The sequence below is a fragment of the Protaetiibacter mangrovi genome (assembly GCF_024752305.1).
Classification (GTDB): Bacteria; Actinomycetota; Actinomycetes; order Actinomycetales; family Microbacteriaceae; genus Homoserinibacter; species Homoserinibacter mangrovi.
On the sequence record NZ_JANTHX010000005.1, the window covers coordinates 41,980 to 64,865 of the forward strand.

Consider the following 22,886-nt stretch of genomic DNA (forward strand, 5'->3'; position numbering starts at 1 on the left):
GTGCGTCGCGCCCGTCGGCCGCTGGCGGTCGTGCTCGGCGTCGTGGCGCTGCTCGGCGGGTCGTCGGGGCCCGTCTCCGCCATTCCGGCCGCCCCGGCCGACGCCGTGCGGAGCGCGGAGTACTGGCTCGACGACTACGGCATCCGCGACGCCTGGGCCGTCACCCGGGGCGCGGGCGTCACGATCGCCGTGATCGACACGGGCGTCGGCTCCCCGCGCGAACTGCAGGGGGCGGTGACCGGCGGCGCGGACTTCTCCGGCCACGGCAGCGCCGACGGCCGGACGCCGGTCGGCTCCGAGGGCGAGCACGGCACGCTCGTCGCCTCGCTGGCCGCGGGACGCGGCACCGGGGCGGCATCCGGGGTGATCGGGAGCGCGCCGGAGGCCTCCGTGCTCGCGATCTCGATCGGGTTCGACACGGGCGACTCCGACCAGCAGATCGCGGACGCGGTGCGCTGGGCGGTCGACCACGGCGCCGACGTCATCAACATGTCGCTCACCCGCAACACCCTCGACTGGCCGACCAGCTGGGACGACGCGTTCTCCTACGCGATGGACCACGACGTCGTGATCGTGGCGGCCGCGGGAAACCGCGGATCCGGCACCGACGAGGTGGGCGCACCCGCCACCATGCCCGGCGTGCTGACGGTGGCCGGCGTCGACCGCGCCGGCCAGACGAGCCGGAAGGCCTCCACCCAGGGTGTGACGATCGGCGTCTCCGCTCCGAGCGAGGAGCTCGTCGGGGCGATGCCCGACGGCAGCTACGCGCGCTGGAGCGGCACGAGCGGGGCGACCCCCATCGTGGCGGGCGTCGTCGCGCTCGTGCGGGCCGCGCATCCGGGGCTCGACGCCGCGAACGTCATCGCCCGCATCACGTCGACGGCCCGCGACGCGGGCGCGCCCGGCACCGACGTCGCGTACGGCTTCGGCCTGCTCGACGCGGATGCCGCGGTCACCGCCGAGGTGCCGCACGTCGACGCGAACCCCATGGGCGAGCTCGACGAGTGGATCCGCGTCAACCGGCGTCAGAGCGCATCCGAGAGCGACCTGGAGGCGGGTCCCGCGCCCGTGATCCGCACGGTTCCCGACGAGCCGTTCGACCCGGTGGGCGTGCTCCTGCCCACCCCCGTGCTGCTCGGGCAGGTGGGTGCTCCGCTCCTCGGCGCGCTGCTCGTCGCCTTCGTGGTGGGGGGTTTCCTGGGGGGCGCCGCCCGCGCGTTCGGCAGGCGGTCGCGCACGCGGTAGATTGGGACCGACTTTTTCCCCCCAGCGAGGAGATCCCCGAGCGTGCGCAAGATCCTGATCGTCGGCGGCGGCTACGCCGGTTTCTACACCGCCAAGAAGCTCCAGAAGCATCTGCGCCGAGGTGAGGCCGAGGTCACCATGGTCGACCCGCTGCCGTACATGACCTACCAGCCGTTCCTCCCCGAGGTCGCGGCCGGGTCGATCGAGCCGCGCCACGCGGTCGTCGCGCACCGTCGTCACCTCAAGAAGACGAAGGTCGTCACCGCGAAGGTCACCAAGGTCGACCACGCCACCAAGACCGCCGAGATCACCCCGGCCGTCGGCGAGCCGTGGACCGTCGACTACGACACCGTCGTGATGACCGCGGGCGCCGTGTCGCGCACCTTCCCCATCCCGGGCGTCGCCGACCAGGCGATCGGCCTCAAGAACATCGAGGAGGCCATGTCGATCCGCGACCGCCTCACCGAGAACTTCCAGAAGGCGTCGAACCTGCCGGCCGGGCCCGAGCGCGACCGTCTGCTCACGGTCGTGGTGGTCGGCGGCGGTTTCGCCGGCATCGAGGTGTTCGCCGAGCTGCGCAGCTTCGCGAGCTCCCTCGTCGCCGCCTACGACACCATCGAGTTCGACGACACCCGCTTCCACCTCATCGAGGCGATGGGTCGCATCATGCCCGAGGTGTCGCTGCCGACGAGCCACTGGGTGCTGAAGAACCTCGCCAAGCGCGGCGCCACCGTGCACCTCGACACCCAGCTCGCGAGCGCCGTCGACGGCAAGATCGAGCTGTCGACCGGCGAGAGCTTCGAGTCGGACCTGATGATCTGGACCGCGGGCGTCATGGCCAACCCGGTCGTGCGCGGAACCGACCTGCCGCTCGAGGAGCGCGGTCGCCTGCGCGCGCAGGCCGACCTGCGCATCGTCGACGAGAACGGCGTGGTCGTTCCGGATGCGTGGACCGCCGGCGACGTGGCCGCGGTGCCCGACCTCTCGGGCGGCGGTGTCGGCGGCTTCTGCGTGCCGAACGCCCAGCACGCGGTGCGTCAGGGCAAGCGCCTCGCCAAGAACCTGGTAGCCGACATCCGCGGCGACGCACCGGTCGACTACTTCCACAAGAACCTCGGCGCGGTCGCCGGCCTGGGCCTCTACGTCGGCGTCTACCAGTGGCGCAAGCTCGCCATCACGGGCTTCATCGCCTGGGTCATGCACCGCGGGTACCACGGCTTCGCGATGCCCATGTGGGAACGCAAGGCGCGCGTGTTCGGCAACTGGATCATCAACTTCCTGTTCCGCCGCGACCTCGTGGGCATCCCGGCGCGCGACGTGCCGCGCGCCTCGTTCGAGGAGTTCGCCTCGCGCCCCAAGGCGTGACGCGCGCGGCGCCACGGGGGTAGACCCCTCCGCCCACCCTCAACGGGGGAGTGGTCAGCTCGGGAAACGCTTGCGACAGTTGTCGGGCCGACTCGACGACGAGGAGACCACCGTGTCGCACACCGCCTCCGTACCCACCGCCGGATCCACCGCGGCCTTCGCCGAACCGCAGCGCGCGGTCGGCGGCGGATGGATCGCCGCGTTCGCCGCCGCCTGGGTCGGCGTGTGGATGGCGCAGCTCGGCCCGTTCCGTGTCGCCCTGCCGCTGCAGGTCAACGCGGAGGTCGGCGAGACCACGGAGTGGACCGACGCGGTCGTCGCATTCGGCGTCGTGTCGGGGGTCGCCGGTGCGTTCCTCATCGCGGCGTTCCCGATCGCCGGCTACCTCTCCGACCGCACCACCTCGCGCTTCGGACGCCGGCGTCCGTGGATCGCCGGCGGCTCGGCCCTCTTCGCTGTGGCGCTGCTGGCGCTCGGCGCCGCGCAGGGACTCGTGCTCATCACCGTGTTCTGGTCCCTGGCCCTGATCGGCTTCAGCGCCGCGGCATCCGCCTTGACCGCTCTGCTGAACGACCAGGTGCCGGTGCGGCAGCGCGGCTACGTCGCCGGATGGATGTCGTCGCCGCGTGCCGTCGGCATCATCCTGGGGGCGGTGTTGTTCACCGAGGTGTTCGCGACCGTGACGCTCGGCTACGTCGCGCTCGCCGTGACCCTGGCGGTGCTCGTGGTGCCCGTTCTGGTGTTCGTGAAGGAGACGCCCATCACGCGCGAGCAGCGTCCGGCGCACTCCCGTGCCGACCTGCTCGCCGGCCTGTGGATCTCGCCGAAGGCCCACCCGGACTTCGCCTGGACCTGGGTGAGCGGCTTCCTCGTCAACGCGGGCAACGCGCTCGGAACGGGGCTGCTGCTCTACTACCTCGCCTACCAGCTCGACTTCGGCACCGGCGCCCGCCAGGCCTTCCTGCCGCTCATGCTCGTCTACCTGCTCGGCGTCGTGCTCTCCGCGCTGCTGTGCGGATGGATCTCGGACCGCATCGCCCGTCGCAAGGTGTTCGTGATCTGGGGCGCCGTGCTGCAAGGCATCGCGGCGCTCATCCTGGTGTTCGTGAACCAGTACGAGGCGACGTTCGTGGCGGGCGCGATCCTCGGTCTCGGCTACGGCGCCTACCTGGCCGTCGGGCAGGCGCTCGCCACGCAGGTGCTGCCGAGCGCGCGCGACCGGGCGAAGGACCTCGGCATCATGAACGTCGCCTACCAGGTGCCGGTCGCGATGGCGCCGATCCTCGGGGCGCTCATCGTGGCGGCGGTCGGCGGGTTCTCGAGCCTGTTCCTGCTCGCGGGGGTGGTCACGGCCATCGGCGGTGCCGTCATCGCGCTCGTGCAGAACGTCAAGTAGCGCTCAGTCGCGCTCGCCGCGCAGCGAGCGCACCATGGTGCGCAGGATGCGCAGTGCGTCCGCCTGCTCGGCGTCGCTCAGCTGCGCCAGCATCCGCAGCTCGACCGAGCGGACGGCCGCGCTCGCCTGGTCGAGGCTGCGCCGGCCGCTCGCCGTGAGGCGGGTGGGGAGGGCCCGTCCGGTCGGCGGCTCGCTGGCCCGTTCGACGAAGCCGTCGCGCTCGAGCGCCTGCAGCAGCACGTTCATCGACTGCCGGGTGACGAAGGTGCCGCGCGCGAGCTCCGAGTTGCTGAGGCCGGGGCGCTGGGCCAGCAGCTCGAGGCACGAGTAGTGGGTGATGGTCATCCCGAGCGGACGCAGCACCTCCTCCATCGAGCCGCGCAGCGCGCTCGACGCCTCCTTCAGCAGGTACCCCAGCGAGGTGTCGAGCTCGATGCCCGGTCGTTCCATGTCAGTAGTCTGACATACGCTGGTGGATGTCAGAGAACTGACATACCCATACCAGGAGGAACCCCATGCCCGCCACCGGCCCCGACTTCATCTCACTGCAGGTCAGCGACCTCGACGCCTCGCAGGCGTTCTACGAGCGCTACCTCGGGCTCGTCCGCTCGCCCGCCGGACCCCCGCACGCCGTCGTGTTCGAGACGGCCCCGATCGCCTTCGCGCTGCGCGAGCTGGTGCCCGGCACGGAGCTCGCATCCGGCCGCCCCGGACTCGGCGTCGCCCTCTGGCTGCACGCCACCGAGGTGCAGGCGATCCACGACGCCCTCGTCGCCGACGGCCACCCGATCGTCGCCGAGCCGATCGACGGGCCGTTCGGGCGCACCTTCGCCTTCGCCGACCCCGACGGCTACCACGTGACGCTCCACGACCGCGCCTGAGGTGCCCTCGCTGGGATTCGTCCCCACCGCCCCTCCACCCGCGGCTGCGCCGCGCGCGGAGCCTCTGGCGGCGTGGGCCCACCGAGGTTCGAATCTCATCGAGGTGCCCTCGCTGGGATTCGAACCCAGACTGAGGCGATTTTAAGTCGCCTGCCTCTGCCGGTTGGGCTACGAGGGCGTGCGCCCATCCTCACACCCCAACGGGGGGATTGGTGTCCTGGTCGCACGTCTGGGACACTTGACCAACTCTGGGGGACTCGGCGACGAGAGGAGACGGTGTGGCACGGATGTCGGCTGCCGAACGGCGCGCCGCCCTCGCGCGCGCCGCCCTCGTGGTGGTCGACCGCGACGGCGTCCACGCCGCCACGACCCGTGCCATCGTCGCCGAGGCGCAGATGCCGCTCGGCAGCTTCCACTACGCCGTCCCGTCCCGCGACGAGCTGCTGCGCGACGTCGTGGAGCTCGTCGTCGCGGGGGAGGGCGATGCCGCGCTCGCGGGGCTGCTCGCCGACGCCGTCGACCCGGCCGACGCCATCCGCCGCACCCTGAGCGCCTACCTCGAGCACGTGCGCTCCGCGCCCGGTCGCGAGCAGGCGATGTTCGAGCTCACCCAGTACGCGCTGCGCTCGAGCGAGCTCGCCGACCTGCCCGCCGAGCAGTACGCGCGCTACCACGCCCTCGCCGCCGAGGTGCTCGGCGCGGCCGAAGCCCACCTCGGCATCCGGTGGACGATCCCCGTCGCCGACCTCGCCCGACTCGTCGTCACGATCACCGACGGCGTCACCCTGGCCTGGCTCGCCGATCGCGACGACGCCGCCGCCGAACGCACCATCGACCTCGCGACGACGGCGCTCGTGCCGTTCGCCGTCACCACCTGAACCACCGCCCGCCTGACCGCACACGACCCTCAGGAGTCCGAATGTCCGCACCTCAGCACACCGCGACCGGCTCGCCGGCCGCGTTCGCCGAACCGCAGCGCGCGGTCACCGGCGCCTGGATCGCCGCCTTCGCCGCCGCCTGGCTCGGCGTCTGGATGGCGCAGCTCGGCCCGTTCCAGGTGCTCCTGCCCCTGCAGGTCGACGCCGAGATCGGCCACCCGGCCGACTGGACCGACTCCGTCGTCGCCTTCGGCATCGTCTCGGGCATCGCCGGCTTCTTCGCGATCCTGGCCTTCCCGGTGACGGGCTTCCTCTCCGACCGCACCACCTCGCGGTTCGGGCGTCGGCGTCCCTGGGTCGTGGGAGGCGCGGCCCTGTTCGCCCTGTCGCTCGTGGCGCTCGGGCTCGTGCACGGCATCGTGGCGATCGCGGTCTTCTGGACGCTCACGATCGTCGGCTTCTGCGTGCTCGCCTCGGCCCTCACGGCCCTCATCTCGGACCTCGTCCCCGTGCGTCAGCGCGGCTTCGTGTCCGGCTGGATGTCGGCGCCGCAGGCGGTCGGGATCATCCTCGGCGTGCTCCTGATCACCGAGGTCTTCGTCACGATCACCCTCGGCTACCTCGCCATGGCCATCGGCCTCGCGATCCTCGTGCTGCCGGTGCTGTTCGCCACCAAGGAGACGCCGATCACGGCGCAGCAGCGCCCCGAGTTCACGATGTCCGCCCTGCTGCGCGGCATGTGGATCTCGCCGCGCAAGTACCCCGACTTCGCCTGGACGCTCGCGAGCCGCGTGCTCGTCAACACGGGAAACGCGCTCGGCACCGGCCTGCTGCTGTACTACCTGGCGTTCGGCCTGAACATCGGCATCGACGACGCCGAGGACGCGCTGCTGCCGCTCATCGTCGTCTACCTGATCTGCGTCGTGCTCACCGCGCTCGTCGTGGGCTACCTCTCCGACCGTCTCGCGCGTCGCAAGGTGTTCGTGATCTGGGGATCGCTCGCCCAGGCGGTCGCCGCCTTCGTGCTCGTGTTCGCGACGAGCTACGAGGCGACCTTCGTGGCCGGCGGCCTGCTCGGCCTCGGCTACGGCGCCTTCCTCGCCGTCGATCAGGCGCTCGCCACCCAGGTGCTGCCCGACCCGCACGACCGCGGCAAGGATCTCGGCATCATGAACATCGCGTTCCAGGTGCCGCAGGCCCTCGCGCCGCTGCTCGGCGCCCTCGTCGTGGACGCCCTCGGCGGCTTCCGCGGCCTGTTCATGCTCTCGGCCATCGCCGCCGTCCTCGGCGCGCTGGTCGTCTCGCTCGTCCGCCACGTCAAGTAGGACCCGGGATGCCGTTCCCCCTGGTATCTCCGTCCGAACGACCGTGGCGGGCGCCCGCCGAGTGGTGGCCGCGTCTCGCGGCCGCCACCGGCGGGGTTGAACCGCCCTACGGGGTCATCTCGGTCGAGGCCCTCGCGGCGAACGCCCACGACATGCTGGCGCGCGCGCAGGGCACCCCGATCCGTGTCGCGAGCAAGTCCGTGCGGGTGCGCGGGGTGCTGGATGCCGTGCTGGCGTTGCCGGGCTACCGCGGCATCCTGGCCTACACGCTGCCCGAGGCGCTGTGGCTGGCCGAGACCCATGACGACGTCGTGGTCGGCTACCCGAGCGTGGACCGGCTGGCGATCGCGCAGCTCGCCGCCGACGAGCAGCTCGCGTCGCGCGTGACGCTCATGGTCGACTCGCTCGCCCACCTCGACCTCGTCGACAGCATCGCACCCACCAGCCAGCGTGCCGAGATCCGGGTGTGCCTCGAGCTCGACTCGAGCTATCGCAACCCCGTGCTCGGTCACGTCGGCGTGCGCCGCTCGCCGGTGTACGAGGTGGCGGAGGCCGCCTCGCTCGCGGCGGCGATCGTCAAGCGCCCGGGCTTCCGGCTCGTCGGCATGATGGGCTACGAAGCCCAGATCGCCGGCGTCGGCAATCAGGGCCTCTCGAAGGTCGCCATCCGGGCGATGCAGAAGGCCTCGGCCGCCGAGCTGCGCGAGCGGCGCGGTGCCGCGGTCGCCGAAGTGCGCAAGATCGCCGACCTCGAGTTCGTCAACGGCGGCGGCACGGGGTCGCTCGAATCGACCCACGCCGACGACTCGGTCACCGAGATCGCCGCCGGCTCCGGCCTCTTCGGCCCCCTGCTGTTCGACGGCTACGCGCACTTCCAGCCCGCCCCGGCGGCCTCCTTCGCGATGAGCGTGGTGCGCCGCCCCACCGCCGAGATCGCCACCGTGCTGGGGGGCGGATGGATCGCCTCCGGACCGCCCGGACAGGGTCGGCTGCCGCGCCCCGTCTGGCCCGAGGGCCTCGGCTATCTGCCCCGCGAGGAGGCGGGCGAGGTGCAGTCGCCCGTGCAGGGCGCGGCTGCGCGCGACCTCAAGATCGGCGACCGGGTCTTCTTCCGGCACGTGAAGGCGGGCGAGCTCTCGGAGCATCTGAACGAGTTCCTGCTGGTGGAGGGCGATCGCATCCTCGATCGCATTCCCACCTACCGCGGTGAGGGGAAGGCCTTCCTGTGACGACCACAGCATCCGGACACGGCACCCGAGCTCCGCTGCGTGCGGCCGGGCCGTGGCGCAACTGGGGGCGCTCCGAGTCGTCGCGCCCCGCGTTCCGCGCGTCACCGGCGAACGTCGCCGAGGTGCAGGCGGTGGTGCGCGCCGCCCGGGAACGCGGACTCCCGGTCAAGACCGTCGGGGCAGGGCACAGCTTCACCGCGATCGCCGCGACCGACGGCATCCTCGTCGACCTCGACCGGCTGCAGGGCGTCGTCACGGCGGATTCGGCGAGCGGCCGGGTGACGCTCGCCGCAGGCACGCGCCTGCATCGGCTGCCCGAACTGCTCGCCCCCTGGGGGCTCGCGCTGCAGAACATGGGCGACATCGACCGTCAGTCCATCGCGGGCGCCACGTCGACCGGGACGCACGGAACGGGGCTCGCCTTCGGCGGGCTCGCGACGACCATCACGGGAGTCGTCCTCGTCACGGGTGACGGCTCGCTGCTGCGGGTGAACGAACGCGAGAACGCCGAACTGCTGCCCGCGGTGCGCCTCGGCCTCGGGGCGCTCGGCATCCTGGTCGAGCTGGAGATCCAGTGCGCGCCCGCGTATCTGCTGCACGCCGTCGAGCATCCGGAGCCGTTCGAGGTGATCGACGAGTTCCGCGCCCGCGTCGAGGCGGCCGACCACTTCGAGCTCTACTGGTGGCCGCACACCGACCGGGTGATGACCAAGACGAACACCCGCCTGCCGCTCGACGCCGGGCGGCAGCCGGTCGGCGCCGTCGCGAACTGGGTCGAGGAGCAGCTCATGTCGAACGCGGCCCTCGCGCTCATGTGCAACGTGGGTCACCTGGCGCCGCGACTCACCCCGTCGATCAACCGGCTCGCCACGCGCGTCTACGGCGACCGCGAGTACACCGACCACTCCTACGAGGTGTTCACCGCGCCGCGCAACGTGCGCTTCCGCGAGATGGAGTACGCGCTGCCGCTCGACGAGGTGCCGGCGGCGCTCCACGAGCTGCGCGCGATGATCGACGCCTCGGGGTGGCGGATCTCGTTCCCCGTCGAGGTGCGGGCCGCCGCCCCCGACGAGAACTGGCTCTCCACCGCCCACGGGCGCGAGTCGGGCTACATCGCGGTGCACCGCTACGTGAAGGACGACCCGGCGGAGTACTTCCGCGCGGCCGAGCGGATCTTCCTCGCCCACGGCGGACGGCCGCACTGGGGCAAGATGCACCATCTCGACGCGGGCGTGTTCGCCGAGCGCTACCCGCGCTTCGGCGACTTCCTCGCCGTGCGCGACCGGCTCGATCCGGATCGCGTCTTCCAGAACCCGTACCTCGAGCGCGCGCTCGGTCGCTGACGCGGGGGGACGGTGGGCGGGTCGCGCGGTCGGGGGGCCGTGCGACCCGCCCGTTTTCGTCGGTCAGCGGGTGCGACGCCGCAGCGTGAGCGCGGCGAGCACGAGCGCTCCGACGGCGAACGCGGCCACCACCAGCACGTCCGCGATCACCTGGCCGCCGTCCGAGCCGTCCTGCACGAGGTTCAACGCGTCGATCGAGTACGACAGCGGCAGCCAGTCGGAGATGGCCTGCAGCGCGTCGGGCATCTGATCCCGCGGCAGGAAGATGCCGCCGAGCAGGATCTGGGGCGCCACGATGACGGGCATGAACTGCACCACCTGGAACTCGGTCGAGGCGAAGGCGCTCGCCAGCAGGCCCAGCATCGTGCCGAGCAGGCCGTTCACCACCGCCACCAGCACCAGCATCCAGAGCTCCCCGTCGATCTCGAGCCCGCACCCCCAGACCGCCCACCCGACCGCGACGACCGCCTGGGCGGTGGCGAGCAGCCCGAAGGCGAGCGCGTAGCCCCCGATGAAGTCGCCCTTGCCGAGCGGGAGCACGAGCAGCCGCTCGAGCGTGCCCGAACGGCGCTCCCGGAGCGTCGTGATGCTCGTCACGAGGAACATCACGATGAACGGGAACATGCCGAGCATCGCCGGACCGACCTGATCGAAGACCGGGGTGTCGTCGAAGATCCAGGCGATCAGCCCGATCAGCAGGGCAGGTACCACCAGCAGCAGCCCGATGGTGCGCGGGTCGTGCCGGATCTGGGTCAGCACGCGTCCCGCGGTCGCGAAGGTGAGGCGCGGGCTCATGCCGCCTCCCCACCGGTGCCGGACGCGGCGTCCCGCCGCACGAGCCGCAGGAACGCCTCGTCGTGGTCGGATGCGCCGGTGGACGCGAGGAGGCCGGCGGGGGTGTCGTCGGCGATGATGCGCCCCTCGCGCACGAGCAGCAGGCGGTCGCAGCGCCGCGCCTCGTCCATGACGTGGCTCGAGACGAGCAGGGTGGTGCCGCTCGCGGCGAGGCGGGCGAACAGCCCCCACAGCTCCTCGCGCAGCACCGGGTCGAGACCGACCGTCGGCTCGTCGAGCACGAGCAGCCGCGGCGCGCCGAGCAGGGCGACGCCGAGCGACACCCGACTCCGCTGACCGCCCGAGAGCCGGGAGGCCAGGTTCCTGCGCACGGGGTCGAGCCCGACCTCGGCGACGACGCGGTCGACGTCCGACGCCGGAGCCCCGAGCACGCGACGGAAGTAGTCCAGGTTCTGCTCGACCGTCAGGTCGTCGTAGATCGCCGCGGACTGCGCCATGTAGCCGAGCTGCCGGCGCAGGACACGGTGCCCGGCGGGGCGACCGAAGACCTCGACGGTGCCCGAGCCGATGTGCTGCGCGCCGATGATCGCGCGCATGAGGGTGGTCTTCCCGGCCCCGCTCGGACCGAGCAGCCCCACCACCTGGCCGCCCGCCACCCGGAGGTCGACGGAGTGCAGGATCTCGGTCCGTCCGCGCCGGACCACGAGTGCGTGCGCGACGACGGCGTCGCGGGTGTCGATCACGTTCGCGATTATCCGCCAACGCCCGCCGAATCCGCGGCGAACGCGCGGTCGCGGGATCCGGGTGCGCCGTAGGATTCCGGTATGGATCCCCTCGTCCTCGTGATCATCGGCGTCGCCGTCGTGGTCGTCGTCATCGTCGGCGTCTGGCTCTGGTCGAGCTACCACGGTCTCGTGAAGCTGCACGCGCGCGTGGACGACGCGTGGGGCGAGGTCACCGCCCAGCTCGAGCGGCGGGCGGAGGTCGTGCCGGGCCTCGTCGGCAGCGTCTCGGCACATGCGTCGCACGAGGGCGGCGTCGTCGAGCGGGTTTCCGCGGCCCGCGGCGCCACCGTCGACGCGGGGACGCCCTCCGAGGCGGCCGCCGCGGAGGAGCGCTTCCAGGCGGCGGTCACGGCGGCCCTCGCCGTGGCGGAGGGCTACCCGAAGCTGCAGTCGGACCCGCGTTTCCTGCAGGCGCAGACGGATCTCGTCGCGGCGCAGGACGGCATCCAGGCCGCCCGCCGCGCCTACAACGGCAGCGTCCGCGAGTTCAACGCGAAGCTCGGTGCCTTCCCGAGCAGCCTGTTCGTGCGGGGTCTCGGATACGGCGCGCGGGACTTCTTCGAGGTGTCGGGGGCGTCGGCGGTCGCCGAGCCGCCCCGCGTGCAGTTCTAGACCTCTGCGACGCCCGCCGTCGGGGTCGAGATGTCCTCGAATCGTTGCCGGACCGCCGGGGCCGGCCTGCGAGGATGGGACCATGACCCGCATCCGACCGAATCGCGCCCCCGTCGTCGTCGTGGCCGCTTTCGCGCTGGCCGCGGCTCTCACCGGCTGTGCGGGCGGCGATTCGCGCAGCTCGTCCGATCCGATGCCCACGGCGACATCGACGTCGACGATGGAGCCGACGCCGACGCCCCCGACGACCGGTGGCACCTCCGCGGCCTCCGCCGTCCACACGACGGGCGACGTCCTGGACGAGGCGGAGTTCGCCGCCTGGTGCGACGACCCGTCGACCTCCGACGACTCCCTGTACTACTACCCGCTTCCGGACGGTCGCTACGTCGTCACCGACCCGGACGAACCTCTGCCCGCTCTCGTCACGGCCGACATCCAGGCGCGCCTGGATGCGATCGGCGTCGACACGGCCACCGACAACGGTGCGGCGGCGATCGACAACTTCGAAGAGGAGAAGAGCCTTCAAGCCGACGTTCTCGGCGCGGGCAAGTCGATCGTGACCTTGCGTCTGCGCAGCATGGCGGTGCCGCACGACGACGGTTCGGTCGGGGGGATGAGATGGGTCGCGACGGCCGTCAAGCCGGCGGGATGGTGGATGCAATGGGAGACGGACCGCGACACCCTCGCGTCGAACGTCGCGGCATGGGTCTCGCAGAACACCACGCCGGGGAGCTGGGTCGTCTTCGTCGGACCCGGAAGTCGGATCGCGCCCGGTCCGTGACCTTCGGTCGATCTCAGGCCGACGCCGGAAGGAGCGCGACGCCCGCCTCCGCGGCGACCGCGCGCGCCAGGTCGCCGCGGTCGACCACCTCGAGCTCGCCGAGCCCCTGCCACGCGGCCAGCTCGCGCAGGGCGGGCACGATGCGCTCGGCCACGGCATCCGGAGCACCCTGCTCGCGCCACGCCGACTGCACCCGCAGCACGCCCCGTTTGCGGTCGTTCTTCAGGTCGATGCGCCCGACGAGGGCGTCGTCGACGAGCACCGGCAGCGTGTAGTAGCCGTAGACCCGCTTGGGGGCGGGGGTGTAGATCTCGATGCGGTAGTGGAACCCGAACAGCCGCAGCGCGCGCTCGCGCTCCCACACCACCGGGTCGAACGGCGACAGCAGCGCGGTGGCCTCGATGCGGCGGGGGATGCGGGCCTCGCGGTGCAGGTAGGCCGGCTTCGTCCACCCGGGCACGGTCACCCGGCGCACCACGCTCTCGTCGACGAGCCGCTCGAGGGCGGGCTTCGCATCCGCGTTCTTCAGCCGGTAGTAGTCGGCCAGGTCGGACAGCGTGCCGATCCCGTGGGCGCGCGCCGAGCGCTCCATGAGGGCGTGCACCGCCTCCTCGCGCGGGACCTCGCGCGCCGAGAGCTCCGCGGGCATCACCTGCTCGGGCAGCGCGTAGGTGCGCTCGAAGCCGCTGCGCCCGGCCGACACCACCTCGCCGACCCGGAACATCCGCTCGAGCCCGCGCTTGACCTCGTCCCACTCCCACCAGCTCCCGCGGCGGGGGGCGGAGGCGTCCCGCTCGATCTTCGACGCCGGCAGAGGGCCCTTCTCGGCGAGTTCGGAGCGCAGCCAGCCGAGCGTGTCGGCGTGCGCGGCGAGCCACGGGTCACCCGAGCGCTCGAAGTAGTCGCGGTAGTCCTGCATGCGGAAGCGGAACAGCGGCCAGTGCTCGAGGGGGATGAGGGCCGCCTCGTGGGCCCAGTACTCGCGGTAGGGGCCGCGTCTGGCGAAGGTGAGCCTGTCGAGCAGGGTCTTGTCGTAGGCGCCCAGCCGCGCGAACACGGGCAGGTAGTGGCTGCGCTCCAGCACGTTCACCGAGTCGAGCTGCAGCAGGCCGAGTCGCTCGATCAGCAGGTTCAGCTGCCGTGTGCCGACCACCTCGGGCCGCGGTCGCCCGAACCCCTGGGCGGCGAGGGCGATGCGTCGCGCGGATGCGGGGGAGACGGAGTCGGCCACCCGTGCGACGCTACCGTCCGCCGCCGACGCGGGGTATCTCAGCGTCGCGGACGCACCGACACGGGCTCCGGGTCGATCGCGATCCGCACGCGGTCGTCGTACTCCACCCGTTCCGAGGCGGGGTGCTGCACGCGCACCATCGCCCCGTCGGCCGTCTTCACCAGGGTGCGGCGGAAGCTGCCGAGGAAGGTGCTCTCCTGCACGGTCGCCTCCGTCCCGTCCGTCGCGACGAGCCGCACGTTCTCGGGGCGCACGAAGACGTCGACCTCGCCCGACACCGCCTCGCCGCTCACCGGCAGCGACTGCCCCCAGACCCGCACCGACGCGCCCTCCCCGATGCCGGGCACGAGGCTGGAGAGTCCGACGAAGGCCGCCACCTCGGGCGTCGCGGGCAGCAGGTACAGCTCCTCCGGGGTTCCGATCTGCTCGATCCGTCCGGCGTTCATCACGGCGATGCGGTCGGAGACGGCGAGCGCCTCCTCCTGGTCGTGGGTGACGAACACGGTGGTGATGCCGAGCCGCAGTTGGATGCGGCGGATCTCGTCGCGCAGCTGCACGCGCACCTTCGCGTCGAGCGCCGACAGCGGCTCGTCGAGCAGCAGCACGCGGGGTTCGGTGACGAGCGCCCGGGCGAGGGCGACCCGCTGCTGCTGGCCCCCGGAGAGCTGGTGGGGGAAGCGGTCGGCGAGATGGTCGAGCCCCACCAGGGCCAGGGCGTCGTGGCTGCGGCGGGCGGCCTCCGCCTTCGCCACCTTGCGGCGCAGCAGCCCGAACGCCACGTTGTCGACCACCCGCAGGTGCGGGAACAGGGAGTACGACTGGAACACCATCCCGATGTCGCGTCGGTTCGTCGGCACGGCCGAGACGTCGGCGTCGCCGAGCAGCACCACGCCGGCGCTCGCCTGCTCGAGGCCGGCGAGCACCCGCAGCGCCGTCGTCTTGCCGCACCCGGACGGCCCGAGCAGCGAGACGAACTCGCCGGGGGCGACGTCGAGGTCGAGGCCGTGCAGCACGCGGGTCGCGCCGTAGTCCTTCACGATGCCGCGGAACTCGACCCGCGTGCCCGTGCCGGCCTCGGCGAGCAGCGAGTTCTCCGAGGTGCGCGGGAGCGCCCGCACCGGGATGGGGGAGGTGGTCATGATCCGGCCTTTCGGGTGCGCGAGCGGCCGGCGAGACCGATCACGATGAGCAGCACGAAGGCGAACGCCAACGCGAGCAGGGTGAACACGGCGGCTGCGTAGGCGTCGGTGTTCTTGACGACGACGAGCGCCGTCTGGAACACCTGCCGGCCGAGCAGCGACGCGATGGTGAACTCGCCGAGCACCACCGCGACCGAGATGAGCGACGCGGCCAGCAGGCCCGTGCGCAGGTTCGGGGCGATCACCCGCAGCACGATCGTCGCCCAGCCGGCGCCGAGCGACCGCGCGGCCTCGCTGAGCGTGCGGATGTCGACCGCGTCGATCGACGCCTGGATCGCCCGGTAGGCGAAGGGCAGCACCGTGATGCCGTAGGCGAAGGCCAGCGTCCACGCTCCGGTGCCCAGCATCCGGCCGAGCTGCTGGTAGATCGGCGCGAGACCCACGACGAGCACGATCGCGGGGATCGAGATGGGCAGCAGCACGAGGAACTCGAACCCCGGCCGCAGGCGGGGGAACCGCAGGTGCACGAGGATCATCGTCGGCGTCAGCAGGAACAGCACGATCGCGACGGTCACCACCGCGAGCACGAGCGAGTTGCCGAGGCCCACCCAGATCGGCGCATACGAGGAGGTCTTGGCCGGATCGAACAGGGCCGCCCAGTGCACCGGCGAGAAGCCGTCGCCGTCGCGGAAGGTGTAGAGCAGGGTCGCGAGCATCGGGATCGCGAAGAACGCGCCGACCAGGATGCCGATCACCCAGCGGGTGACGCGGGAGGGGGCGATGCCGTTCATCCGCGCCACCTCGCCGCGCGCCGCTGGACGAGCGAGTAGAGCCACATCACGACGCCGACCACGACGATCATGCCGAACGCCAGGGCGCCCGCCAGGTTCTCGCGACCGAGCACCGTCTCGCTGGTGAGGGCGGTGCGGATCTGCAGGGGCACGATCTGCGAGCCCTGGCTGGCGAGCGCCGCCGCCGTGGCGTACGACGAGAACGCGTTCGCGAACAGCAGCAGGGTGCAGGCGAGGAACGAGGGCGCGAGCACCGGGATGCCGATCCGGGTCCAGAACGAGGCGCGGCTGCCCCCGAGGGTGAGGTTCGCCTCCGCCCACTGGGGTCGCAGGGCGCTGAGCGCGGGCATGAACGTGATGACCATGAGCGGGATCTGGAAGAACACGTACGGCAGGATCAGCCCCGGCAGCTCGTAGATCCACGGGCCGGAGGCGAAGATGTCGATCCCCGCGCCGAGCAGCAGCTGCGTGACGACGCCCTGCAGGCCGATCGTCGCGATGAACGCGAAGGCGAGCATCACGCCCCCGAACTGCGCGAACACGCCGGCCGCGGCGTCGACCGCGGTGCGCACGGCGCCGGTCTCCGAGAGGCCGAGCAGTGCATAGCAGACGAGGGCGCCGACCACGGCGCCGATCACCGCGGTGAGCAGCGACAACCAGGTGGAGTTGGCGAAGGTGGCGAGGATCACGGGATCGCCGAGCGCCGCCATGTTGTCGAGGGTGAAGGCCCCGTCGGCGTCGACGAGCCCGGATGCGACCGCGAGCACGGTCGGCAGGGCCAGGAACAGCAGCACGTAGGCGGCGAACGGGGCGAGCCCGATCGCCGCCCACGTGCTGCGGGTGGCGGAGGTCACTGGACCGCGGCCGCCCACTTCTCGCCGAGCAGGGTGCCGGCCGAGGTCGACTGCGCCTCGGTGGGCACGACGACGTCCGCGGGGGCCTCCGGGAGCGCCGCGGCGGCATCCGCGTCGATCGTGCCCGCCGCGATCATGGCCTCCATGCGCGCGGGGCGTGCGCCGCCCTTGAGCCACAGGTTCTGCGCCTCGTCGCTGTAGAGGAACTCCTGCCACAGGCGCGCCGCCGCCGGGTGCGGGGCGTCCTTGTTGATCGCCTGGTTGTAGTAGCCGGCGTAGCCGGTGCCGGGGAGCACGCGCACCTTCCAGTCGGGGTTGTCGGCGACGTGGGTCGCGTTCAGGTAGTCCCAGTCGAAGACCACGGGGGTCTCGCCGCTCGCGACGGTCGCGCTCGTGACGTCGAGCTTCAGCATGTTGCCTGCCGTGTTCAGCTCGCCGAAGAAGTCGATGCCCGGCTGGAAGTCGTCCAGGTCGCCGCCCGACTGCACGGTCGCGAGGCCCACGGCCGCGAAGGCCGCGCCGGCCTGCGTCGGGTCGCCGTTGATGGCGACGGCCGCCTTGTAGTCGGCGCCCAGCAGGTCGTCGAGGGTCGCGGGCTCGGGGTACTTCGACGAGTCGTAGCCGATCGACATGTACCCGCCGTAGTCGCCCACGAACAGGCCCGAGGGCTCCTTCAGGGCGTCGGGGATGTCGCCCCAGGTCTGCACCTGGTAGGGGGCGAACACGTCGGTGTTCTGCAGCGCGACGGTGAGGCCGATGTCGAAGACGTCGGGGGCGGTGTCGAGGCCCTCGTTGGTCTTCGCGGCCTGGATCTCCTCGGCGCTCGAGACGTCGGGCGAGATCTCGGTGATCGTGATCCCGGGGTACTTGGCGGCGAAGGCGTCGAGGATCTCGCCGTAGTTCGCCCAGTCGCGGGGGAGCGCGATGACGTTGAGCGCGCCCTCGGCCTCGGCCGCGGCCTCCAGGTCGGCGAAGGTGCCGAAGTCGGCGACGCTCGTGGCGGCGGCCGCATCCGAGTCGCCGGATCCGGTGGCCGGCTCGCTCGCGCAGCCGGTCAGCACGATCGCGGTCGCCGCGAGGGCGGCGACGCCCGCGATGCGGGCGCGGGCGGGGAGAAGGGATGTCATGGGGATGCTGTTCCTCTCGGTGGTGGCGCGCGGGTGACGCGACGGGCCGACGGTAGGCGCGCGCGGTGACCAGCCGGCGCGGGCCCGGTGAACAGTCGGTGCTGCTCGGGTGACGAGCGATGGTCGGCTGCGCGGATCGGCCTCGGGAATACGCCCCGCCTAGACTTGCTCCGTGGCCTTCGGATTCCGCAGCGAACGTGCTCGCGACGAGGAGGCGCGCCGGGCGGTCGACGCGCGCGTCGCCGACGCCGTGCCCGCGGGTATGCGCATCGCCGCCGCCTGGTCCTGGCGTCTGCTCGTCGTCGCCGGAGTCATCGGCCTGCTGATCTTCCTCGTCATCCAGTTGCGCTACATCGTCGTGCCGCTCATGGTCGCCCTCCTGCTGGCGGCCCTGCTCGTGCCCTTCTCGAACTGGTTGCAGGCGCACCGCTGGCCGAAGTGGGCGGCGGTCGCCGTCTCCGAGGTCGGCGTGCTCGCCGTGCTCGCGGGGTTGATCTGGTTGACCGTGGTGACGGTCATCAACGGCTACCCCGCTCTGCGTGATCAGACCCTGTTGCGCTGGGAGGATCTGCGCCAGTGGCTGCTCGATCTCCCGTTCGGTCTCTCCCAGTCGGACCTCGACGACTGGGTCGACCAGCTCGTCACCTCGATCCAGGACGACGCGGGGGTCATCTGGTCGGGCGCGCTCTCCGTCGGGTCGAGCGTCGGCCACTTCCTCGCCGGCTTCCTGCTGGTGCTGTTCGCGACCCTGTTCATCCTGATCGACGGGCGCGGCATCTGGCACTGGATCGTGCGCATCTTCCCGCGGAGGTCGCGCGCCGCCCTGATCGGGGGTGGCGAGGCCGGCTGGATCACCCTCTCGACCTTCGTGCGCGTGCAGGTGCTCGTCGCGTTCATCGACGCCGTCGGCATCGGACTCGGCGCGTTCGTGCTCGGCCTGTTCTACGACGGCTTCCCGCTGGTCGTGCCGATCGCGATCCTCGTGTTCCTCGGCTCCTTCATCCCCGTCGTCGGCGCCGTGGTGTCGGGGGCGCTCGCGGTGTTCATCGCCCTCGTGTTCATGGGGCCGTGGCAGGCCTTCGTCATGCTGCTCATCGTCATCGGCGTGCAGCAGCTCGAGGGTCACGTGCTGCAGCCGTTCCTCGTCGGCAACGCCGTGAAGGTGCATCCGCTCGCCGTCGTCATCGTGGTCGCCGCGGGTGGATTCCTCGCGGGGATCCCGGGCGCGCTCTTCGCCGTCCCGCTCACCGCCACCCTGAACGCGATGATCGTCTACATCGCGCGGGGCGAGTGGCGCACCAAGCCGCATCCGTCGGTCGCGGATGTCGTCCCGTCGACGAGAGGCCGCAGCATCCGTGACTGAGCTCCCCGGACCTTCGCTCGCCGAGATCCGCCGTGCGCGCGAGCGCGCCTCCGTCGTCGCCGTCGTGACGCCCATGGAGGAGTCGCGGTTCCTCTCGGAGGTGCTCGGGGCGCCCGTGCACCTCAAGGCCGAGAACCTGCAGCGCACCGGGTCGTACAAGATCCGCGGGGCCTACAACCGGCTCTCGCAGCTCACCGACGACGAGCGGGCGCGCGGCGTCGTCGCGGCGTCGGCGGGCAACCACGCGCAGGGCGTCGCGCTCGCGGCGCGCGAGCTCGGCATCCGCGCCACCATCTTCATGCCGCTCGGCGTCGCGCTGCCGAAACTGCAGGCCACCCGCAACTACGGCGCCGAGGTCGTGCTGCACGGGCACGTCGTCGACGAGACGCTGCAGGCCGCCGCCGAGTTCGCCGAGCGCACCGGGGCGGTCGTCATCCCCCCGTTCGACCACCCGGACGTGGTGGCCGGTCAGGGTGGGTTGGCGCTCGAGATCCTCGAGCAGGTGCCGGATGTCGCCACCGTCGTCGTGCCGATCGGCGGAGGCGGACTGATCGCCGGCGTCGCGTCGGCGTTCGCCCAGCTCGAGCCGGAGCTCGGACGCCGTGTGCGGGTGATCGGGGTGCAGGCCGCGAACGCGGCGGCGTACCCGCCCTCGCTCGCCGCCGGCGCGCCCACGGCCATCACCACCGGGCCGACGATCGCCGACGGCATCGCGGTGGGGCGGCCGGGCGAGCTCAACTTCGCGATCGTGCGCGACGCGGTCGACCGCGTCGTGACGGTCGACGACGACGACACCGCCCGCGCGCTCGTCGTGCTGCTCGAGCGCGCGAAGCTCGTCGTCGAGCCGGCGGGAGCGGTCGGCGTCGCCGCGGCCCTCTCCGACCAGCTCGACGTCGATGGCCCGACGGTCATCCTGCTCTCGGGCGGCAACATCGACCCCATGGTCATGGAGCGCGTGATCAGCCGCGGTCTCGCCGCCTCCCACCGCTACCTCAAGGTCAACATCCCGCTGCCCGACCGCCCCGGCCAGCTCGCCCGGATCGCCGAGCTGATCGCCGAGGCGAACGCGAACGTCGTCGAGGTGCTGCACACCCGTCACGGCTTCGGCCTGCAGATCAGCGAGGTCGAGATCGAGATCCACATGGAGACCCGCGGCGCGGAGCACGCCGAGCTCGTGCTGCGCCGCCTCCGCGACGCCGGCTACCGCCCCCGGGTCGATCCGGTCTGATTCTTCTTGCGCCGCGGTGATCCGCGACGCTCCGCTCCGCCGGGCGCGCCCGGCTGCGCGGGTTCTCGCCTCTTGACGTGAGTCGCATCACGCGTAATATAGGTAACCACCTATACAAAGGAGGATGCGATGACGCTGCTCGACGACCCCATCGGAACCGCGGGGCTGGTGACGCGCGAACTGCGCACGGGGGAGCGCGGCGGTGCCCCCACCCGCATCGCGATCGCGCGGCGCGAGTACCGCGCCGACGCCGACGACCTCTGGAGCGCGCTCACCGATCCGCAGCGCATCCCCCGCTGGTTCCTGCCGATCTCCGGCGACCTGAGCGTCGGCGGCCGGTACGAGCTGACGGGCAACGCCTCGGGCACGGTCGAGAGCTGCGACCCGCCGCGCTCCTTCGCCATCACCTGGGAGATGATGGGCGCGCCGTCCTGGGTCACGATCACGCTGACGCCGGGCGGGGAGGGCACCGAGCTGGAGCTCGTGCACGAGGCGCACGTGCCGGAGGAGTTCTGGAGCGTGTACGGCCCCGGCGCCGTCGGCATCGGCTGGGACGGGGCGCTGCTCGGCCTCGGACTGCACCTCGACTCGGGCGACACCGTGGATCCCGCGCTCGCGACCACCTTCCCGCTCACCGAGGAGGGGCGGGCGTTCCACCGTGCCGCCGCCGACGGGTGGACCGAGGCGGCGATCGCCGCGGGCGAGGATCCGGATGCGATGCGCGCGGCGGGCGACGGCGCCTACGCCTTCTACACGACCGCCCCGGAGGGCTCGTGAGCGCGGAGCCCGCCGCCGTGTTCGAGGCGCTCGGGGATCCCGTGCGCCGGCACCTCGTGCTGCTCGCCTCGGCGGGGGAGCAGCCGGCGGGGGCCCTCGTCGAGGGCGTGCAGCGGGTGCAGGCCATCTCGCAGCCGTCCGTCTCGCAGCATCTCAAGGTGCTGCGCGACGCGGGCCTGCTGACGGTGCGCGCCGAGGGCACCCGGCGCTTCTACGCGCTCGCCCCGGATGCGGTGGCGTCCGCCCAGGACTGGCTCGCCGCCCTCGTCGACCCGCTGGCCGGCCTGGCGAACCCGCTCGACGCCCTCGACACCGAGCTGGCCCGCGGCCGCCGCGCGGCGCGCGCGGAGCCGGGCGCAGCCTCCGCCTGACTCCCCGAGAGTACGCACTTCCTCGTACTTTCGGGGCTGAGAGTACGCGGAAGCGCGTACTCTCGCGGGATGGGGCGGCGGGTCAGCCGTGGAAGGTCTCGACCGCCACGATCTCCACGGGGATCTCGCGGCCGTTCGGGGCCGTGTAGCTGAGGGTGTCGCCGACCTTGTGGCCGAGGATCGCCTGACCGATCGGGCTGGACTCCGGATAGACGTCGAGATCCTCGGTGTCGCTCGCGATCTCGCGGTTGCCGAGCAGGAACGTCGAGGTGTCGCCGGCGATCTTCGCCGTCACGAGGGTGCCCGGGGCGACCGTGCCATCCGACTCGGGGGCCTCGCCGACCGTCGCGGTGCGCAGCAGCTCGGTGAGCTGACGGATGCGGGCCTCGATCTTGCCCTGCTCGTCCTTCGCGGCGTGGTAGCCGCCGTTCTCCTTGAGGTCGCCCTCCTCGCGCGCCGCCTCGATCTTCTTGGCGATGTCGACGCGCGCGGGACCCTCCAGCTCGGCCAGTTCCGCCTTCAGGCGGTCGAAGGACTCCTGGGTGAGCCACGTCGTGGTCTCGGGCATGCTGCTCCTCACAAACAATCGAGACCGGCACTCGGCCGGTCTCCACAGGGTGATACGTTCCGGACAGCCTAGGCCAGTTCGGCCGCCACCGCATCCGCGGCCGCCGAGGCGTCGGGCAGCCAGCAGCGGTAGACCGAGCCGCCCACGTAGGGCTCGCTCGTGCGCACGGTCGCCGAGAGGGTGCGGGTGGTCTCCGAGGACGGCGGCACCTCGACCACCAGCCAACCGACCACGGCGTGGTTCTCGCTCGTCGCCTGGACCGCGCAGGAGACGGCGGTGTCGGCCGGAGCGGTGAGCTGCCAGCGCACCTCGACCGTCGAGGCCGTCAGCTCCCGGTATCCGACGTCCTTCGCCTCGATCGACGCGGCAGGGCTCAGCAGCCCCGCCCACACCACCCAGGCGACGACGACCACCGCGACGCCGATCGCCGCGCCGATCGCGACGAATCGCGCGCGCGCACGGCGTGCGGGGGTGCGTCCGTACCTCGCGTCGAGGTCGTGTGCGGTCAAGAGGTCTCCCGGCTCGGATTACGCTGGTCCCAGGCTATTCGCTTCGGAAAGGGCGATCGTGCTCCACATCCTCTGGGCGGCGACGCCCACCCCCTCGCCGACACCGGCGTTCGACGAGAACCTCGTCACCCCCGGCGTCGTCGGGTTCTTCGTGACCCTCGGGCTCATCATCGCCACGATCGGCCTGCTCATCAGTCTCAACCGCCGCATCCGCCGTGTGAACAACCGCGCCGCGATCGCCGAGCAGCTCGACGCCGAAGAGGCCGCCGCCGAGGACCGCCCCGAGGCCTGAC

The 22,886-nt window shown here is 72.0% G+C and carries 25 protein-coding genes and 1 tRNA gene; 15 read left to right on the forward strand and 11 right to left on the reverse strand.

The features are described from left to right. From NUH29_RS05030 to NUH29_RS05040, 3 genes are all read left to right on the forward strand, one after another. Nucleotides 1–1,245: a S8 family peptidase gene (locus tag NUH29_RS05030; RefSeq protein ID WP_258797928.1), complete on the forward strand. Its 1,245-nt coding sequence runs from the start codon at nucleotides 1–3 to the stop codon at nucleotides 1,243–1,245. Between the two features lie 42 nt (nucleotides 1,246–1,287). Next, nucleotides 1,288–2,610 carry an NAD(P)/FAD-dependent oxidoreductase gene (locus NUH29_RS05035; protein WP_258797929.1) on the forward strand — a complete coding sequence of 441 codons (1,323 nt, stop codon included), beginning with the start codon at nucleotides 1,288–1,290 and terminating at the stop codon, nucleotides 2,608–2,610. Between the two features lie 112 nt (nucleotides 2,611–2,722). Beyond that, nucleotides 2,723–4,006 carry an MFS transporter gene (locus NUH29_RS05040; protein ID WP_258797930.1) on the forward strand — a complete coding sequence of 428 codons (1,284 nt, stop codon included), beginning with the start codon at nucleotides 2,723–2,725 and terminating at the stop codon, nucleotides 4,004–4,006. Between the two features lie 3 nt (nucleotides 4,007–4,009). On the opposite strand, the gene NUH29_RS05045 is transcribed toward NUH29_RS05040, so the two are convergent. Beyond that, the gene (locus tag NUH29_RS05045) at nucleotides 4,010–4,456 is read right to left on the reverse strand and encodes a MarR family winged helix-turn-helix transcriptional regulator (protein WP_258797931.1); all 447 of its coding nucleotides are present in this window, start codon (nucleotides 4,454–4,456) and stop codon (nucleotides 4,010–4,012) included. Nucleotides 4,457–4,521: 65 nt separating this feature from the next. Between NUH29_RS05045 and NUH29_RS05050 the strand changes: the two genes are divergently transcribed. Then, on the forward strand, nucleotides 4,522–4,887 hold the full coding sequence (locus NUH29_RS05050; protein WP_258797932.1) for a VOC family protein: 366 nt from the start codon (nucleotides 4,522–4,524) through the stop codon (nucleotides 4,885–4,887). 104 nt (nucleotides 4,888–4,991) lie between these two features. Here the strand turns inward: NUH29_RS05050 and NUH29_RS05055 are convergent. After that, nucleotides 4,992–5,065, reverse strand: a tRNA-Leu gene (locus tag NUH29_RS05055). A 109-nt stretch (nucleotides 5,066–5,174) separates the two neighbouring features. Here NUH29_RS05055 and NUH29_RS05060 point away from each other — a divergent pair. From NUH29_RS05060 to NUH29_RS05075, 4 genes are read left to right on the forward strand one after another with little or no spacing between them, the layout of a single operon-like run. Continuing rightward, on the forward strand, nucleotides 5,175–5,765 hold the full coding sequence (locus tag NUH29_RS05060) for a TetR/AcrR family transcriptional regulator (protein WP_258797933.1): 591 nt from the start codon (nucleotides 5,175–5,177) through the stop codon (nucleotides 5,763–5,765). 41 nt (nucleotides 5,766–5,806) lie between these two features. Beyond that, nucleotides 5,807–7,090 carry an MFS transporter gene (locus NUH29_RS05065; RefSeq protein WP_258797934.1) on the forward strand — a complete coding sequence of 428 codons (1,284 nt, stop codon included), beginning with the start codon at nucleotides 5,807–5,809 and terminating at the stop codon, nucleotides 7,088–7,090. Between the two features lie 8 nt (nucleotides 7,091–7,098). Next, nucleotides 7,099–8,319, forward strand: a complete 1,221-nt coding sequence (locus tag NUH29_RS05070) for an amino acid deaminase/aldolase (RefSeq protein WP_258797935.1) — start codon at nucleotides 7,099–7,101, stop codon at nucleotides 8,317–8,319. Further along, nucleotides 8,316–9,662 carry a D-arabinono-1,4-lactone oxidase gene (locus tag NUH29_RS05075; RefSeq protein WP_258797936.1) on the forward strand — a complete coding sequence of 449 codons (1,347 nt, stop codon included), beginning with the start codon at nucleotides 8,316–8,318 and terminating at the stop codon, nucleotides 9,660–9,662. Before NUH29_RS05070 ends, NUH29_RS05075 begins: the two co-directional genes overlap by 4 nt. Before the next feature lie 63 nt (nucleotides 9,663–9,725). On the opposite strand, the gene NUH29_RS05080 is transcribed toward NUH29_RS05075, so the two are convergent. Together NUH29_RS05080 and NUH29_RS05085 are read right to left on the reverse strand one after the other, a co-directional pair. Further along, on the reverse strand, nucleotides 9,726–10,457 hold the full coding sequence (locus NUH29_RS05080; protein ID WP_258797937.1) for an ABC transporter permease: 732 nt from the start codon (nucleotides 10,455–10,457) through the stop codon (nucleotides 9,726–9,728). Continuing rightward, nucleotides 10,454–11,200 (reverse strand): ABC transporter ATP-binding protein, encoded by a 747-nt coding sequence (locus tag NUH29_RS05085; protein ID WP_258797938.1) that lies wholly within the window; start codon nucleotides 11,198–11,200, stop codon nucleotides 10,454–10,456. The genes NUH29_RS05080 and NUH29_RS05085 overlap by 4 nt, the downstream gene beginning before the upstream one ends. Nucleotides 11,201–11,281: 81 nt before the next feature. Here NUH29_RS05085 and NUH29_RS05090 point away from each other — a divergent pair, with 81 nt between their 5' ends. Together NUH29_RS05090 and NUH29_RS05095 are read left to right on the forward strand one after the other, a co-directional pair. Next, a complete protein-coding gene (locus NUH29_RS05090) occupies nucleotides 11,282–11,854 on the forward strand; it encodes a LemA family protein (protein ID WP_258797939.1) in 573 nt (190 codons plus the stop codon). A gap of 82 nt (nucleotides 11,855–11,936) precedes the next feature. Beyond that, a complete protein-coding gene (locus tag NUH29_RS05095) occupies nucleotides 11,937–12,635 on the forward strand; it encodes a hypothetical protein (protein WP_258797940.1) in 699 nt (232 codons plus the stop codon). Nucleotides 12,636–12,648: 13 nt separating this feature from the next. Here NUH29_RS05095 and NUH29_RS05100 read toward each other — a convergent pair whose 3' ends face one another. The 5 genes from NUH29_RS05100 to NUH29_RS05120 are packed head-to-tail and all read right to left on the reverse strand — an operon-like array spanning nucleotide 12,649 to nucleotide 17,777. Continuing rightward, nucleotides 12,649–13,866: a winged helix-turn-helix domain-containing protein gene (locus NUH29_RS05100; protein ID WP_258797941.1), complete on the reverse strand. Its 1,218-nt coding sequence runs from the start codon at nucleotides 13,864–13,866 to the stop codon at nucleotides 12,649–12,651. A 38-nt stretch (nucleotides 13,867–13,904) separates the two neighbouring features. After that, nucleotides 13,905–15,005, reverse strand: coding sequence for an ABC transporter ATP-binding protein (locus NUH29_RS05105; RefSeq protein WP_258797942.1), 1,101 nt, complete (start codon nucleotides 15,003–15,005; stop codon nucleotides 13,905–13,907). Next, a complete protein-coding gene (locus NUH29_RS05110) occupies nucleotides 15,002–15,796 on the reverse strand; it encodes an ABC transporter permease (RefSeq protein WP_258797943.1) in 795 nt (264 codons plus the stop codon). The genes NUH29_RS05105 and NUH29_RS05110 overlap by 4 nt, the downstream gene beginning before the upstream one ends. Beyond that, on the reverse strand, nucleotides 15,793–16,650 hold the full coding sequence (locus NUH29_RS05115; RefSeq protein ID WP_258797944.1) for an ABC transporter permease: 858 nt from the start codon (nucleotides 16,648–16,650) through the stop codon (nucleotides 15,793–15,795). Before NUH29_RS05115 ends, NUH29_RS05110 begins: the two co-directional genes overlap by 4 nt. Next, nucleotides 16,647–17,777, reverse strand: a complete 1,131-nt coding sequence (locus NUH29_RS05120; protein ID WP_258797945.1) for an ABC transporter substrate-binding protein — start codon at nucleotides 17,775–17,777, stop codon at nucleotides 16,647–16,649. The genes NUH29_RS05115 and NUH29_RS05120 overlap by 4 nt, the downstream gene beginning before the upstream one ends. 172 nt (nucleotides 17,778–17,949) lie before the next feature. Here NUH29_RS05120 and NUH29_RS05125 point away from each other — a divergent pair, with 172 nt between their 5' ends. From NUH29_RS05125 to NUH29_RS05140, 4 genes are all read left to right on the forward strand, one after another. Then, nucleotides 17,950–19,140 (forward strand): AI-2E family transporter, encoded by a 1,191-nt coding sequence (locus tag NUH29_RS05125; RefSeq protein WP_258797947.1) that lies wholly within the window; start codon nucleotides 17,950–17,952, stop codon nucleotides 19,138–19,140. Then, entirely contained in the window at nucleotides 19,100–20,368 is a 1,269-nt protein-coding gene (ilvA, locus tag NUH29_RS05130; RefSeq protein ID WP_258797948.1) for a threonine ammonia-lyase, read from the forward strand. Before NUH29_RS05125 ends, ilvA begins: the two co-directional genes overlap by 41 nt. A 129-nt stretch (nucleotides 20,369–20,497) precedes the next feature. Continuing rightward, complete coding sequence (locus tag NUH29_RS05135) at nucleotides 20,498–21,145, forward strand: SRPBCC domain-containing protein (RefSeq protein ID WP_258797949.1); 648 nt, start codon at nucleotides 20,498–20,500, stop codon at nucleotides 21,143–21,145. Continuing rightward, nucleotides 21,142–21,516 (forward strand): ArsR/SmtB family transcription factor, encoded by a 375-nt coding sequence (locus tag NUH29_RS05140; protein WP_258797950.1) that lies wholly within the window; start codon nucleotides 21,142–21,144, stop codon nucleotides 21,514–21,516. Before NUH29_RS05135 ends, NUH29_RS05140 begins: the two co-directional genes overlap by 4 nt. 82 nt (nucleotides 21,517–21,598) lie before the next feature. Here the strand turns inward: NUH29_RS05140 and greA are convergent, their stop codons facing one another. Both greA and NUH29_RS05150 read right to left on the reverse strand, forming a co-directional pair. Further along, nucleotides 21,599–22,084: a transcription elongation factor GreA gene (gene greA / locus NUH29_RS05145; RefSeq protein WP_258797951.1), complete on the reverse strand. Its 486-nt coding sequence runs from the start codon at nucleotides 22,082–22,084 to the stop codon at nucleotides 21,599–21,601. A gap of 68 nt (nucleotides 22,085–22,152) precedes the next feature. After that, nucleotides 22,153–22,593, reverse strand: a complete 441-nt coding sequence (locus NUH29_RS05150) for a DUF4307 domain-containing protein (protein WP_258797952.1) — start codon at nucleotides 22,591–22,593, stop codon at nucleotides 22,153–22,155. A 58-nt stretch (nucleotides 22,594–22,651) separates the two neighbouring features. Here NUH29_RS05150 and NUH29_RS05155 point away from each other — a divergent pair, with 58 nt between their 5' ends. Beyond that, nucleotides 22,652–22,885, forward strand: coding sequence for a hypothetical protein (locus NUH29_RS05155; protein ID WP_258797953.1), 234 nt, complete (start codon nucleotides 22,652–22,654; stop codon nucleotides 22,883–22,885). Nucleotide 22,886: the final 1 nt, after the last annotated feature.

Coding starts and splice junctions, on each gene's coding strand:
- NUH29_RS05095 (WP_258797940.1), top strand. CDS start 11,937: ATGACCCGCATCCGACCGAATCGCGCCCCCGTCGTCGTCGTGGCCGCT.
- NUH29_RS05090 (WP_258797939.1), top strand. CDS start 11,282: ATGGATCCCCTCGTCCTCGTGATCATCGGCGTCGCCGTCGTGGTCGTC.
- greA (WP_258797951.1), bottom strand. CDS start 22,084: ATGCCCGAGACCACGACGTGGCTCACCCAGGAGTCCTTCGACCGCCTG.
- NUH29_RS05120 (WP_258797945.1), bottom strand. CDS start 17,777: ATGACATCCCTTCTCCCCGCCCGCGCCCGCATCGCGGGCGTCGCCGCC.
- NUH29_RS05045 (WP_258797931.1), bottom strand. CDS start 4,456: ATGGAACGACCGGGCATCGAGCTCGACACCTCGCTGGGGTACCTGCTG.
- NUH29_RS05065 (WP_258797934.1), top strand. CDS start 5,807: ATGTCCGCACCTCAGCACACCGCGACCGGCTCGCCGGCCGCGTTCGCC.
- NUH29_RS05135 (WP_258797949.1), top strand. CDS start 20,498: ATGACGCTGCTCGACGACCCCATCGGAACCGCGGGGCTGGTGACGCGC.
- NUH29_RS05070 (WP_258797935.1), top strand. CDS start 7,099: ATGCCGTTCCCCCTGGTATCTCCGTCCGAACGACCGTGGCGGGCGCCC.
- ilvA (WP_258797948.1), top strand. CDS start 19,100: ATGTCGTCCCGTCGACGAGAGGCCGCAGCATCCGTGACTGAGCTCCCC.
- NUH29_RS05050 (WP_258797932.1), top strand. CDS start 4,522: ATGCCCGCCACCGGCCCCGACTTCATCTCACTGCAGGTCAGCGACCTC.
- NUH29_RS05080 (WP_258797937.1), bottom strand. CDS start 10,457: ATGAGCCCGCGCCTCACCTTCGCGACCGCGGGACGCGTGCTGACCCAG.
- NUH29_RS05060 (WP_258797933.1), top strand. CDS start 5,175: ATGTCGGCTGCCGAACGGCGCGCCGCCCTCGCGCGCGCCGCCCTCGTG.
- NUH29_RS05110 (WP_258797943.1), bottom strand. CDS start 15,796: ATGAACGGCATCGCCCCCTCCCGCGTCACCCGCTGGGTGATCGGCATC.
- NUH29_RS05105 (WP_258797942.1), bottom strand. CDS start 15,005: ATGACCACCTCCCCCATCCCGGTGCGGGCGCTCCCGCGCACCTCGGAG.